12 protein-coding genes, 1 tRNA gene and 1 other RNA gene are annotated in these 12,777 nt (G+C 64.6%); 7 read left to right on the top strand and 7 right to left on the bottom strand.

All coding sequences use genetic code 11. The features are described from left to right. From C662_RS02680 to gloA, 4 genes are read left to right on the top strand one after another with little or no spacing between them, the layout of a single operon-like run. Positions 1–786 (top strand): EI24 domain-containing protein, encoded by a 786-nt coding sequence (locus C662_RS02680; protein ID WP_002924661.1) that lies wholly within the window; start codon positions 1–3, stop codon positions 784–786. Next, a complete protein-coding gene (locus tag C662_RS02675) occupies positions 783–1,532 on the top strand; it encodes a competence/damage-inducible protein A (RefSeq protein ID WP_002924659.1) in 750 nt (249 codons plus the stop codon). The genes C662_RS02680 and C662_RS02675 overlap by 4 nt, the downstream gene beginning before the upstream one ends. Before the next feature lie 8 nt (positions 1,533–1,540). After that, positions 1,541–2,320: a M48 family metallopeptidase gene (locus tag C662_RS02670; RefSeq protein ID WP_002924657.1), complete on the top strand. Its 780-nt coding sequence runs from the start codon at positions 1,541–1,543 to the stop codon at positions 2,318–2,320. Between the two features lie 34 nt (positions 2,321–2,354). After that, positions 2,355–2,741 carry a lactoylglutathione lyase gene (gloA, locus tag C662_RS02665; protein ID WP_002924655.1) on the top strand — a complete coding sequence of 129 codons (387 nt, stop codon included), beginning with the start codon at positions 2,355–2,357 and terminating at the stop codon, positions 2,739–2,741. A 31-nt stretch (positions 2,742–2,772) separates the two neighbouring features. Here gloA and C662_RS02660 read toward each other — a convergent pair whose 3' ends face one another. Further along, a complete protein-coding gene (locus C662_RS02660; protein WP_002924653.1) occupies positions 2,773–3,852 on the bottom strand; it encodes an HD domain-containing phosphohydrolase in 1,080 nt (359 codons plus the stop codon). Between the two features lie 86 nt (positions 3,853–3,938). Continuing rightward, positions 3,939–5,183 carry a nitronate monooxygenase gene (locus tag C662_RS02655; protein ID WP_002924652.1) on the bottom strand — a complete coding sequence of 415 codons (1,245 nt, stop codon included), beginning with the start codon at positions 5,181–5,183 and terminating at the stop codon, positions 3,939–3,941. A 180-nt stretch (positions 5,184–5,363) separates the two neighbouring features. Here C662_RS02655 and ssrA point away from each other — a divergent pair. Beyond that, positions 5,364–5,691, top strand: a transfer-messenger RNA (tmRNA) gene (gene ssrA, locus C662_RS19875). A 211-nt stretch (positions 5,692–5,902) separates the two neighbouring features. Here the strand turns inward: ssrA and C662_RS02650 are convergent. From C662_RS02650 to rpsU, 4 genes are all read right to left on the bottom strand, one after another. After that, positions 5,903–5,981 (bottom strand) — tRNA-Ile (locus C662_RS02650). Positions 5,982–5,997: 16 nt separating this feature from the next. Next, entirely contained in the window at positions 5,998–7,995 is a 1,998-nt protein-coding gene (rpoD, locus tag C662_RS02645; RefSeq protein ID WP_002924650.1) for an RNA polymerase sigma factor RpoD, read from the bottom strand. Between the two features lie 48 nt (positions 7,996–8,043). Then, positions 8,044–9,909, bottom strand: coding sequence for a DNA primase (dnaG, locus tag C662_RS02640; protein WP_002924648.1), 1,866 nt, complete (start codon positions 9,907–9,909; stop codon positions 8,044–8,046). A 136-nt stretch (positions 9,910–10,045) separates the two neighbouring features. Continuing rightward, positions 10,046–10,258, bottom strand: coding sequence for a 30S ribosomal protein S21 (gene rpsU / locus C662_RS02635; protein ID WP_002924646.1), 213 nt, complete (start codon positions 10,256–10,258; stop codon positions 10,046–10,048). A gap of 135 nt (positions 10,259–10,393) precedes the next feature. Between rpsU and tsaD the strand changes: the two genes are divergently transcribed. Then, positions 10,394–11,428: a tRNA (adenosine(37)-N6)-threonylcarbamoyltransferase complex transferase subunit TsaD gene (gene tsaD / locus C662_RS02630; protein WP_002924643.1), complete on the top strand. Its 1,035-nt coding sequence runs from the start codon at positions 10,394–10,396 to the stop codon at positions 11,426–11,428. A 29-nt stretch (positions 11,429–11,457) separates the two neighbouring features. Here tsaD and plsY read toward each other — a convergent pair whose 3' ends face one another. After that, complete coding sequence (gene plsY, locus C662_RS02625) at positions 11,458–12,069, bottom strand: glycerol-3-phosphate 1-O-acyltransferase PlsY (RefSeq protein ID WP_198291757.1); 612 nt, start codon at positions 12,067–12,069, stop codon at positions 11,458–11,460. Positions 12,070–12,220: 151 nt separating this feature from the next. Here plsY and C662_RS02620 point away from each other — a divergent pair, with 151 nt between their 5' ends. Continuing rightward, a complete protein-coding gene (locus tag C662_RS02620) occupies positions 12,221–12,595 on the top strand; it encodes a dihydroneopterin aldolase (protein WP_002924639.1) in 375 nt (124 codons plus the stop codon). Positions 12,596–12,777 lie beyond the last annotated feature (182 nt).

Here is a 12,777-nt window from a genome sequence, read left to right as displayed (position 1 = left end):
ATGAAGGACATCGTGCTTGCCTTCGGTCGCGCTGGCCGCAGCCTGCTGAGGCGGGACATCTTCTGGCACCTGGTATGGCCGGGCGTGCTGGCGACGGTGCTGTGGTCCGTACTTGCGGTGCTGCTGTGGACGCCGGTTACCGAGGGCGTGTTCGGCTGGGTCAGCGGCTGGGCCTTCGTCGGTAGCTGGCTGTCGGCATCCGAGGCAGCGGCGGCGGTGATGCTGGTGCTGATCAAGTTTGCGGTTGCGCTGCTCCTCGTACCCCTGATTTACGTGACAGCGGCACTGCTGGTGGCCACGATTGCGCTGCCGCTGATGCTCGAGCGCATCGGCCGCAGCGACTATGCGGACATCGAGCTGCGTCGTGGCGGCTCGAACCTTGGCAGCGCCTGGAACTCGATCGTCGCCGGGGTGCTCTTTCTCGTGGCCTTGATCGTCTCCTTGCCGTTCTGGCTGATCCCCGGTGTCGGCCTGCTCGCCTCGGTGGTGCTGACCGGCTGGCTCAACCAGCGTGCGTTTGGCTACGACGCTCTCATGCTGCATGCCGATCGCGACGAGATGCAGCGCCTGCGCACCGACTGGCGGCCGCAGATGCTGCTGGTGGGCGGCGGCAGTGCGCTGCTGGCCTATGTGCCGGTGATCAACTTGGTGGCGCCGGCCTTTGCCGGCCTTGCCTTTGTCCATTACATGCTGGAAACCCTGCGTAAGCATCGGCTGCAGCACGGCGTGACCGTGCTCGATGCCGAGCCAGGTGCTCGGGGATCCGGTTCGCGGGAGCTGTCATGAACTTTGGCGCACTCATCATCGGTGACGAGATCCTGTCGGGGCGCCGCAGCGACAAGCACCTCGCCAAGCTCATCGAACTGCTCGGCGCGCGCGGGCTCAAGCTGTCGTGGGCACGTTACGCGGGAGATGACCTCGATCGCCTTGTCGACACCCTGCGCCAGACCTTCGCCACCGGCGATGTGGTTTTCAGCTTCGGTGGCATCGGCGCCACGCCAGACGACCGCACGCGTGAGGCCGCCGCTGCGGCGCTCGGGCTCGATCTCGCCCTCCATCCCGAGGCAGAGCGCGAGATTCGCGCCCGCTTCGGTGACGAGATCACCGCCGAGCGTCTGCAGATGGGTGTGTACCCCGTGGGAAGCGACATCATCCCCAACAGCTTCAACCGTATTCCCGGGTTCTCGATCCGCCGCCATTACTTCGCTCCGGGCTTTCCGGTGATGGCCTGGCCGATGGTCGAGTGGGTGCTGGACACGCACTATGGCCACCTGCATCACGCCGAGGACTATGTCGAGGCGGCCGTCACCGTCTGGGATGCCTATGAGGGCCAGCTCATCGGCCTGATGCGCAGGATCACCGCGGACTTCCCCGATGCGACGCTGTTCAGCCTGCCGACGATCGCCTCAGAGGGTCAGCGGCGATCGATCGAACTCGGCATGAAGGGCACGGCGGCACGCGTGGCCGAGGCGATGGCCTGCATCAGGGCCGATCTCGATGCGCGTGGCGTGGAGTGGGAAGACAAGGCTTGAGCGGGGCATTGGCGGCGGTCGCGGCGCCTTCGTCGCAGCACCAGGCCTACCACCTGGTCATCGATGGCACACCGGTGGCCCTCGTGCTGCGACGTTCCGCGCGACGTTCGATGGCGCTGCAGGTCGATCACCGTGGTGCGCGTGTTGCCGTACCATTGCAGATGCCCCTGGGCGAGGTCGAGCGCTTCGTGCGCGGCCATGGCCGCTGGTTGCTCGACCGGCTGCGGGCGCATGCCGGTGCACCAGCCCAAGTGCGCATCGAGATCGCAGACGGGGTGCAACTTCCCGTCCTCGGCAAGCCGCTGACCTTGCGGCTCGTGGCGGGGCGGGGCGTGCGCTGGCGTGTGGGCGAGGACGGTGGCGAGGAGCTTTTGCTGCCGGCCGCCTGCAGCAGTGCCCAGAAGGCACTTCTGCGCGCCCTTCAGGCACGGGCGCTGGGCTGGTATCGTGCCCGTGTCGAGGAGTACTGCCTGAGGCTCGGCCGCGCCGTGCCCGCGGTGCGACTGTCCAATGCGCGCACGCGCTGGGGGAGCTGTAGCCAGCGCTCCGGCATCCGCCTGCATTGGCGACTGATACACCTCGTCCCCGAGCTGATCGACTATGTGGTCGCCCACGAGGTGGCTCACCTGGCCGAGATGAACCATTCGCCGCGCTTCTGGGCGGTCGTCGAACGGCTGTATCCGGACTGGCGCGAGGCGCGTGCCGCATTGCGGCGGGCCGCGGCGACCTTGCCCGTCATCGGTCCTGAGGCGCCGGCGGTGGGGGTGCCGCTCATGCAGGAAGACTGAACCCAACCCAACCCAAGCACAAGGACAAAAAACCATGCGAATCCTTCACACCATGCTGCGCGTCGGCGATCTCGATCGCTCCCTTGCCTTCTACACCGAAGTGCTCGGCATGCGCTTGCTGCGCCGACAGGACTACCCGGACGGAAAGTTCACGCTCGCCTTCGTCGGCTATCAGGACGAAATGGACGGCGCGGTGCTCGAGCTGACGCACAACTGGGGCGTAGACCGCTACGAGCTCGGCAACGCCTATGGCCACATCGCGCTCGAGGTCGAAGATGCGCGCAAGGCCTGTGAGGACATTCGTGCGCGCGGCGGCAAGGTGGTTCGCGAGGCAGGGCCGATGAAGCATGGCACGACGGTCATCGCCTTCGTCGAGGATCCGGACGGCTACAAGGTCGAGCTGATCGAGCGCCGCAGCTGAGAGTGAGTGACTCTTGCGGGCCCGCTGGGGGTCAGGCAACCGCCGCGCTTTCGTGCTCGTCCTGGAAGCGCTGGCGGATGAGCTGGACTTCGTCCCATGACTGCAGGAAGACGTCGACGCAATTGGGGTCGAAATGGCTGCCGCGACCCTCGCGCAACAGGCCGATCGCTCGTGCGAGCGGCCATGCGGGCTTGTAGGGGCGTTCCGAGGTGAGTGCGTCGAACACGTCGGCCACCGCGACGATGCGCCCTTCGAGGGGGATGCTGTCGCCTGCAAGGCCTCGCGGGTAGCCGCTGCCGTCGAACTTCTCGTGGTGAGTGAGCGCGATGGTGGCGCCCAGGCGCAAGATGCTGGAGGACGACTCCTTGAGAATGTCGTAGCCGATCTGCGGGTGGCGTTTCATGACTTCGAATTCATCGGTAGTCAGCCGCCCCGGCTTGAGCAGGATCGTGTCGGGGATACCCAATTTGCCGACGTCGTGCATCGGTGCTGCCATCAGCAGGTCCTGGGCAAATGCCTGGCCGTGCCCAAGGCGCTCGGCAATGAGCGCTGAGTAGTGCGACATGCGCTGGATGTGGGCGCCGGTTTCGGGGTCGCGGAACTCGGCGGCGCGTGACAGGCGGGTGATCGTCTCGCGTTCGCGGTCTACGATTTCGGCAGTGGCTTTGCGCACCTCCTCTGCCAGGGTCTCGGCGCGCTGGCGGGTGGCAAGATGCGCCTCGCGCAACTTGAGCATGTTGCGCACACGAGGCTCGAACTCGTGCCCGTCGATCGGCTTGGTGAGAAAGTCGTTGGCGCCGCATTCGAGCGCTTCGTAGCGCACGCTGCGCTCGTGGCTGGCGGTGACCATCAGGATCGGCAGGTCGTCGGCGCGGCGGTTGGCGCGGATGCGGCGGATGAATTCCACGCCGTCCATCGCCGGCATCATGTAGTCGACGATGATCAGGTCGGCCTCGTTCTCGAGGCACCAGGTCAGCGCCTCGATGGGGCGCTCGAAGGTGTGGGCCTGCGTGCCCGGCAGACGGTCGACGAGCTTGCCCATCAACACAAGGTTGAGCGGCGTGTCGTCGACGACGACGACTTTCATCGGAGCGGATTCGCGACTGTCCATGGTGGCAGTATTGGTCTCCACAGCCGTCCTGCCGAGGAATTAGTTCGCACCGCGGGCATTGTCAAGGCGACTGCCCGCGCGTACGCTCAGTCCGGCAGCGCGATCCTGTTGTCAGTGCTGTAGAGATAGTCGTTGAAGACGTGCTCGGCACTGAGCAGGCGGTAGTCTCCATTGTCGTCCAGCGAGGACGTGTCCTTGAGCCTGTAGGTGTAATGGCCACAGGTCCAGCAGTCGAAGTTGCGCATGTGGGTGCACAGACAGGTCTTGTCGAACACCTTGACCTTCTTCGCGTCCGGGTGAGCAGCCACCTCGCGGTTGTAGGCCTCGATGTACTGGCAGTTGCCGCTGGAGTCGAGCAGGTAGCCGTAAGCCTCGCAGTTGGGGCGGATACCGGAGCCGATTGCCGGACTACTCTTGAGCATCCGCATCGGATAGCCGGTGGGCGAGATCTGGTTCACCTCGATCTCGTCTTCCTTGGCCTTGAAGTAGTCCTGCTTGACCTCGTCGGGCAGGCCGCACTCCTTGGTTACGGTGAAGCGGGTCGCGACCTGGACCGCGCTCGCTCCGGCTTCGAGGAAATTCACTGCGTCCGTGCCAGTGAAGATGCCGCCGGCCGGGATCAGCGGGATGTCGAGCTGCTGTTCGCGCAGCCAGTCGGTGATCTCGGCGACGATGGCAGCAAGGTCGTATTGCGCCCAGTCCATGCCAAAACCGAGGTGGCCGCCGGCGAGCGGCCCCTCGACCACTACGTAGTCGGGCATGCGGCCAGTGCGTGCGCTCTTCTTCAGGAACAGCTGCAGCGCGCGCAGCGAGCTGACGATGATGCCGAGCTTGACGTCCTTGAAGCGGGGATGGTCCTCGATCAGCGCAAAGGACCCCAGGTGCAGGCCCGCCGCCAGGGTGATGCCGTCGATGCCGTGGTCCATGGCCGTGCGCAGGCGCACCCGGAGGGTGTCCTTGGGCGCGTTCATGGTCAGCTTCTCCATGCAGTTGATGAACACCATGCCAGGTCCGCGCTTGCGTTCCATGGTGCGCGCGACATGGGTGGCGGTGGCTTCGGCAATCAGGCCAAGATCGAACTGCACCACCGACTTGTCGGCGTTGGCAACGTTGAACTTGTACTGCTGCAGCTTGTTCTTGACGTACTTGGTGTTGTAACGACGATCGGACACGGTCGGGAGCATCGCGTCCGAAATATGACCGACGCCACCTAGCCGGGCTGTTTCGAGCGCGAGGTCGGCGGTGGAAATGTCCACGCCCATGCCGCCCACCATGATCGGTACCAGTTCATCGGCGCCCAGTCGCAGGCGAAAGTCATCTACGCGCTTCATCGAATCGTGTCCGCTTTGTCGGAAGTCCGCCATTATCGCTCTTCCCGGCCTCCGGGCCCAGCGTTGCGTGAGGCTTCCGATGCGCGACGTAGCGGCGGTTTGGCCGCGAGCCCGTGTTTCCCGCGTCCGCCGTGCTGCGGGCGGGGTGTGGCATCCGCTTACAAAAGCGTGAGGCGTTGAGCGGGCTCAGGCATTGAATGCGTGAGCCGAACTGCGTACCATCACGGTCATGGTTGTAATCCCGGCAATCTGGAGGCGTTCTGGACAGGGGTTCGATTCCCCTCACCTCCACCCAAGGGCATTCGGGAGTGCGTTTGGGTGGGGGTGTACTGGTTTCGACAGGGCGGGCAAAGGTGAGCAGGCAACCCGAGAGGCGACGGACGTAATCCGCGCAAATCCATAAACGCCAACGATGAGCGTTTCGCACTGGCCGCTTAAGGTCTATGCCGAGGCTGCTTGAGCCTTGTTACCAAAGAAAAGCCGGTGGGGACTTCGGTCCCCATCGTCACGTCTACGACACGGCTTTTCGCGTCGGCGCCGACCGATGTGTCGACGCCTTCGACATCACGGCCCTTCGTGTCGATTATTCGCGGTTACGACGACAGGTCTGTGCGCTGGCATTGCGAACGGGCGCACTTGCCCTGCGCGCGAACGAGGCAATGGTGCCCCGAAAAGCAAAACGCCAGCCCCGAAGGGCTGGCGTAAGTGCTTGATGCGATTGGTGGGCCCCCTGGGAGTCGAACCCAGCACCAACGGATTATGAGTCCGCTGCTCTAACCAGGCATGAGCTAGAGGCCCGGTGCTACTGGAACCTCTACGCGTCGCTGTCGAGGAAGCTGCGCAGCTTCTCCGAGCGGCTCGGGTGACGCAGCTTGCGCAGCGCCTTGGCTTCGATCTGGCGGATGCGTTCGCGGGTGACGTCGAACTGCTTGCCGACTTCTTCCAGCGTGTGGTCGGTGTTCATCTCGATGCCGAAGCGCATGCGCAGCACCTTGGCTTCGCGCTGGGTCAGCGAGTCGAGCACCTCGCAGGTGGCGTCGCGCAAGCCGGAGTACATCGCTGCTTCGGCCGGGGCAAGGGTAGCCGTGTCCTCGATGAAGTCACCCAGGTGCGAGTCGTCGTCGTCGCCGATCGGCGTCTCCATGGAGATCGGCTCCTTGGAGATCTTCATGATCTTGCGGATCTTCTCCTCGGGCATCTCCATCTTCTCGGCCAGCGTCGCCGGATCCGGTTCCTGCCCGGTTTCCTGCAGGATCTGGCGGCTGATGCGGTTCATCTTGTTGATCGTCTCGATCATGTGCACCGGGATGCGGATGGTGCGTGCCTGGTCGGCGATCGAGCGCGTGATGGCCTGGCGGATCCACCACGTCGCATAAGTCGAGAACTTGTAGCCGCGGCGGTATTCGAACTTGTCCACCGCCTTCATCAGGCCGATGTTGCCTTCCTGGATCAGGTCGAGGAACTGCAGGCCGCGGTTGGTGTACTTCTTGGCGATCGAGATCACCAGGCGCAGGTTGGCCTCGGTCATCTCGCGCTTGGCGCGGCGCATCTTGGCTTCGCCGGTGGACATCTGGCGGTTGATGTCCTTCAACTCCTTGAGCGGAATGCCGATCCGGTCCTGCAGGTCGATGAGCTTCTGCTGCTCCTCGAGCACCGCCGGGTGGATTCGCATGAGGCCTTCGGCGTAGTTCTTGCCGGAGGCAATCTCGTCCTTGAGCCAGTCGAGGTTCACTTCCTGGCCGGGGAAGACCTTGATGAAGTGCTGGCGCGGCATGCCGGCGCGGTCGACGCACAATTGCAGGATCTGGCGTTCGTGGCTGCGCACCTGCTCGACCATGTGGCGGACCGAATCGCACAGCTTTTCGATGGCCTTGGCGGTGAAGCGGATGTTGAGCAGTTCGTCCGAGATCTGCTGCTTGAGCTCGAGGTAGGCCTTGTCCTGCGAGTCCTTCTTGTCGAGGACCGTCATCTTGCGGGCATACAGTTCGCGGATGACGTCGAAGCGGGCGAGCGCATCGTTCTTGAGCTGGAGCAGCGAGGCGGCGTTGGCGCGCTCGGCGCTGTCGGCATCGTCTTCCTCGTCCTCGCTGTCGTCGGCGCCATCCTCGTCTTCGCTGTCTTCGTCCTCCTCCTCGGCGCTGGCTGCGGCGTCGTCGTCCGCGCCTTCTTCGCTGCTGGCGTTGGGGTCGATCAGACCGTCGACGAGTTCATCGATCTTGGCTTCATCGCGCGCGATGCGGTCGACGATCTCGAGCATCTCGGCGATCGTGGTGGGGCAGGCGGAGATGGCCTGCACCATGTGCTTGAGGCCGTCCTCGATGCGCTTGGCGATCTCGATTTCGCCCTCGCGGGTGAGCAGCTCGACCGTGCCCATCTCGCGCATGTACATGCGCACCGGGTCGGTGGTGCGGCCGAACTCGGAGTCGACCGACGACAGTGCCTGCTCGGCCTCCTCTTCGGCGACGTCCTCGTCGACGTTGGTCGCGACGCTGTCCGACATGAGCAGGTCTTCCGCGGCCGGAGCCTCGTCGTAGACCTGGATGCCCATGTTGTTGAACGTGGCGATGATGCCTTCGATCTGCTCGGCGTCGGCGACGTCGTCGGGCAGGTGGTCGCTGATCTCGGCGTAGGTGAGGTAGCCACGTTCCTTGCCGAGCGTGATCAGGGTCTTCAGGCGCGTGCGCCGCACCTCCGCATCCAACGGGGTGGCTGCGGGGCTTTCGACGACCGGTGATGCCTTGTCCTTCGCCTTCGAGGGGCGGCCCTTCGTGGCGCCGTCCTTGCGCGGATCCTTGGCTTTTTCGCGTGCCATAGCACTCCTCAGGTGAGGGTGTAAGAAAATGAGAAACCCGAAATTGTACTATAAATCTGAGACTTTGCCGCTGCTGGCGAGGTTCCGTTTCTCGATCAGCAGTTCGCCGAGCCGGTGGCGTCCGGCGGCGTCCAGGCCGGATTCACGATCTCTTTGTAGCAGGGCGGCGATCTCATTGCCGACGCTGTCGGCGTGCAGCTTGCGCAATGCGTCCTCGAAAAGCGTCTCGACCACGGCTTCGTCAAATTCGGATTCGACGAGTTCCGCCGCGACGCGGGAGAGGGTTTCGGCGTGCGGAGTGTCGCGGAAGCGCTCTATCAGGGCGCCCAGGCCGCCCGCGGGGATGGGTTCGCCCAGGCTCAGCATGTCGATGATGGCGATCAGTGCAAGGCCTTCGGGGCTGCTGTCGGGTACCAGGCTCACGGGCAGGCGAGCGGCCCAGGTCGGGTGCTGCAGGACCAGGCGCAGCAGCGTTCCCGTCGTCGACGGCGGCTTGCGGCGGCCGTGCGGTCGCGAACGCTGGGTGGGCTGCGGGCTGCGGCGCGGGCGCGGCGGTGCAGCGCTCGGCTCGTCAGGCGAGGTGGTGGTCGATGCCTTGGGGGGTGCGTCGGGTGTGGCGCGTCGGCGCGGCGTGCGCGCCGCCAGTTCGCTCAGCGCCAGTTCGACCTCGGCTTGGGTCAGTCCGCTTGTTTCCGCCACCGACTTCACGACCTGCAGGCGTAGCAGCGGGGCTCCGATCCGGTTCACCAGCGGGGCGGACTCGTGCACGAAGGCGGCCCGCCCCTCGGCGGTGTCGAGTGGGTGGCGGCCGGCAAGCTCCTGGATCAGGAAACTTGCCAGTGGCGTGGCCGCGGTCGCAGCGGTGCGGAAGCTGTCTGCGCCATGGGCGCGCACGAAGGAGTCCGGGTCGTGCTCGGCTGGCAGGAACAGGAAGGCAAGGGTGGCGTCGTCGCGCAGTGATTCGAGCGCGTTCTCCAATGCACGCCAGGCTGCACGACGGCCTGCGGCGTCGCCATCGAAGCAGAATACGACCCGGTCGGTCTGGCGGAGCAGGGTGTGGATGTGCTGCGGCGTGGTTGCCGTACCAAGCGTGGCGACCGCGTTCTCGATGCCGTACTGGGCCAGGGCGACGACGTCCATGTAGCCCTCGACCACCACGGCGAAGCCAGTGTCGCGGATGGCCTTTTGTGCGAGGAAGAAGCCGTAGAGTTCGCGGCCCTTCTCGAACAGCGGCGTTTCCGGCGAGTTCAGGTACTTGGGCTCGCCCTTGTCGAGCACGCGCCCGCCAAATGCGATGATGCGCCCACGGCGGTCGTGGATCGGGAAGATGATGCGACCGCGAAAGCGGTCATATCGCCGTCCCTGGTCGTTGTCGATGACGAGTCCGGCATCGGCAAGGGTCTTGGCGTCGTAGTCGGGGAAGATCTTCTGCAGTGCCTGCCATTCGTCGGGTGCGTAGCCCAGCCCGAAGCGTGCGGCAACCTCGCCCGACAGGCCTCGGCGCTTCAGGTAGTCGACCGCGTTGCGCGCAGGCTTGAGCTGGTCGCGGTAGAAACGTGCGGCCAGTGCTACGGCTTCGTACAGGCGCTCGCTGGCGTCGTCATGGGTGTTAGCGTTGCGGCCGTCGTCGGGTACCTGCAGACCAACCTGGCTGGCGAGCTCCTTGACTGCATCGACGAAGCCGAGCCCGCTGTATTCCATCAGGAAGCCGATGGCGCTGCCGTGCACGCCGCAGCCGAAACAGTGATAGAACTGCTTGGAGGGGCTGACCGAGAACGAGGCGGACTTTTCGCCGTGAAAAGGGCAGCAGGCGAAGTAGTTCGCGCCGCTCTTCTTGAGCGGCAGGTAGCGCTCGATGACGTCGACGATGTCGATGCGAGACAGCAGTTCCTGGACGAAGGACTGGGGGATCATCGAGCGTAGGCGTCTGTCCGTGCAGGCCTGGCCGTGTGGCCGTGTCGCGACGGACGTCAAAAAGCACTACGCCGGGCGAGGATCGGACGATCTTCGGCCGGCGTGCATGCAACCCGCAGGGCGGGTGCGAGACGAATCAGTACAGCTTCGGCGGCAGCGTCTGGCTGCGCAGGCGCTTGTGATTGCGCTTCACTGCGGCGGCCAGCTTGCGCTTGCGCTCGGCGGTGGGCTTCTCGTAGAACTCGCGCGAGCGCAGTTCGGTCAGCACACCGGTCTTCTCGATGGTGCGCTTGAAGCGGCGGATCGCAACTTCAAACGGCTCGTTTTCCTTGACGCGGATACCGGGCATTGCGGACTTCCTTGGGTGTCTGGTGGGCAGAAAGACCGCGAATATAACTGACTCGGGACGTTGTCGCAAGGGGCATTTTTCGATCGGCTGTCGACTGCGGTTAGAATGCCGGCCTGGAACCCTGAGGTGCAAGACATGAAAGTGCTCGGTATCGAGACCTCCTGCGACGAGACCGGTGTGGCGATCTACGACACCGAGGCGGGCCTGCTGTCGCATTGCCTGCACTCGCAGATCGACCTTCACGCGGCCTATGGTGGCGTCGTGCCCGAGCTCGCCTCGCGCGATCACATCCGGCGCTTGCCCTTGCTGATGAAGGAGGCCGTGAGGCAGGCCGGGCTGGGGCTCGGTGATATCGACGCCGTGGCTTATACCGCAGGGCCCGGATTGGCCGGGGCGCTGCTGGTCGGTGCCAGCGTGGCGGAGTCGTTTGCGCTTGCGCGCGGGATTCCCGCCTTGCCTGTGCATCACCTCGAAGGGCATCTGTTGTCGCCGCTGTTGTCGGCCGATCCGCCGGCCTTTCCATTCGTCGCTCTGCTGGTGTCGGGCGGGCATACCCAGCTCATGCGCGTGCGCGGGGTGGGTGACTACGCCTTGCTGGGGGAGTCGGTCGATGACGCCGCGGGCGAGGCCTTCGACAAGACTGCAAAATTGCTTGGTCTGGGCTATCCGGGCGGGCCGCAGCTTGCCGCGCTCGCAGCGCAGGGGCAGTCAGGGCGTTTTCGTTTGCCGCGTCCGATGCTGCATTCGGGCGATCTGGATTTCAGCTTCAGCGGATTGAAGACGGCCGTGCTCAATGTCGTCCAGGGGGCTGACTGGCAGCCGGCTTACATGGCGGATCTGGCTGCCGACTTCCAGTTGGCTGTGGTGGAGGTCCTGTGCGCGAAGTCGATCGCAGCGCTCAAGAAGGTCGGACTCAAGACGCTGGTCGTGGCTGGTGGGGTCGGTGCCAACCGTTGCCTGCGTGAGACGCTCGACGCCGCGCTCGCCCGGCGCGGCGGGCGGGTTCATTACCCCGAGCCGGCGCTATGTACCGACAATGGCGCGATGATTGCGTTTGCCGGTGCGATGCGCCTGGCTGCGGGTGAGCGTGGGGCGGTTGCCCGCGCGGTGAAGATTCGTCCGCGCTGGCCGTTGGTCGAACTGGCGCCGCCGAATATGTCTGCCGCCTGAGTAGGGGCTTGCGGTTGCGGCAATGGTGTTCAGTTTGCGTTGCCCGCGTCCTTTTTTTTGCCGCCGATGCGGCCTTCGGTACCCGCGCGCAGGCGGGCGATGTTTTCCTTGTGACGCCAGATGAGCATCGCCGACATTGCCGCCAGTACCCCCGTCGCCATGCCTGGTCCGACGAAATGCAGGCTGGCCAGCGGCGCCGCGATTGCGGCCGCGAGTGCCGCGGCCGAGGAGTAGCGCGTCGTGTAGGCGATCATCAGCCAGATGATGGCACTGAAGATGGCAATCCGGGCGTCAACGCCGGCCAGTACGCCGAGCGCAGTGGCGACGCCTTTGCCGCCATTGAAGCGCAGGAAGATCGTGAACACATGGCCGAGAAAGGCCGCGAGCCCGGCAAGGGCAGCTTCGCCCGGCTCAAAGCCAAGCCGCATCGCCAGCCATACCGCAAACCAGCCTTTAAGGCTGTCTCCGAGCAGCGTCAGTGCGGCCGCAGCCTTGTTGCCGCTGCGTAGCACGTTGGTGGCTCCTGGATTGCCCGAGCCATACTGGCGAGGATCCTGCAGGCCGAATAGCTTGCTGGTGACGATGGCAAACGGGATCGAACCGAGCAGGTAGGCTGCGACGATCAGCAACAGGAGCGACATCATGATTCCTCGGATGGGCGACGACAGGGCGCCCGCTTTGGTGGGGGCGGATGAGCGCCGCGTGGGCGCTTCGGGGCGGCAAATGCGATGCGGTCCGGCCGTCTGGCATGGGGGCAGGCTAGAATTGCAGGGATTCTAAACGGGAAGCAGCATGGATTTCATCTTCATCGAAGAGTTGCGCGTCAAGGCCTGGGTCGGGATCTACGAGCGCGAGAAGACAGGGCCTCAGGTTGTCGAGCTCAATCTTACTTTCGGCGTTCCGGAGGCCGCGACAGCGCATGATGACATTGCCGACACGATTGATTATGCGGTTGTCACTGCCCGTATCCGGCAGGAGCTCGCGGAGCGTCATTTCAATCTTATTGAGAGCCTCGGTGAGTTCATCGTGAATCTGCTGTTCGACGAGTTTCGCGCTCCTTGGGTCAAGCTCAAACTGGCCAAGATCGGGGTGATGAAGGACGTGAGGCGCGTCGGGGTGTTCATTCAGCGCAGCCGCGATGGCGTCGTCGTGCCGCCGACCGCCTGAATCCTCAGCAATGCCCTGATTCGCCGCTGTGCGGCAATGGCGTCATTGCATGGCGGCTATTGAAGGGCGCTGTTGATGGCGCCCGGATATGAGCGCTGAGTGAACGCAGTGCATGGCCTGCGTGAAAATGCCGTAATGGCCTGGATGTGTTGACCAGGCGATCACGGCATTCTTCAGATTGA

This window comes from Thauera sp. 28, assembly GCF_000310145.2.
Taxonomy (GTDB): domain Bacteria; phylum Pseudomonadota; class Gammaproteobacteria; order Burkholderiales; family Rhodocyclaceae; genus Thauera; species Thauera mechernichensis.
This window is presented reverse-complemented; position numbering and strand designations above follow the sequence as displayed.

Bases quoted from the DNA above. Each gene is read 5' to 3' on its own strand.
- C662_RS02620 (WP_002924639.1), top strand. From the start codon at position 12,221: ATGGATTTCATCTTCATCGAAGAGTTGCGCGTCAAGGCCTGGGTCGGG.
- C662_RS02680 (WP_002924661.1), top strand. From the start codon at position 1: ATGAAGGACATCGTGCTTGCCTTCGGTCGCGCTGGCCGCAGCCTGCTG.
- rpsU (WP_002924646.1), bottom strand. From the start codon at position 10,258: ATGCCCGGTATCCGCGTCAAGGAAAACGAGCCGTTTGAAGTTGCGATC.
- C662_RS02655 (WP_002924652.1), bottom strand. From the start codon at position 5,183: ATGAAGCGCGTAGATGACTTTCGCCTGCGACTGGGCGCCGATGAACTG.
- C662_RS02675 (WP_002924659.1), top strand. From the start codon at position 783: ATGAACTTTGGCGCACTCATCATCGGTGACGAGATCCTGTCGGGGCGC.
- dnaG (WP_002924648.1), bottom strand. From the start codon at position 9,909: ATGATCCCCCAGTCCTTCGTCCAGGAACTGCTGTCTCGCATCGACATC.
- tsaD (WP_002924643.1), top strand. From the start codon at position 10,394: ATGAAAGTGCTCGGTATCGAGACCTCCTGCGACGAGACCGGTGTGGCG.
- gloA (WP_002924655.1), top strand. From the start codon at position 2,355: ATGCGAATCCTTCACACCATGCTGCGCGTCGGCGATCTCGATCGCTCC.
- plsY (WP_198291757.1), bottom strand. From the start codon at position 12,069: ATGTCGCTCCTGTTGCTGATCGTCGCAGCCTACCTGCTCGGTTCGATC.
- C662_RS02660 (WP_002924653.1), bottom strand. From the start codon at position 3,852: ATGGACAGTCGCGAATCCGCTCCGATGAAAGTCGTCGTCGTCGACGAC.
- rpoD (WP_002924650.1), bottom strand. From the start codon at position 7,995: ATGGCACGCGAAAAAGCCAAGGATCCGCGCAAGGACGGCGCCACGAAG.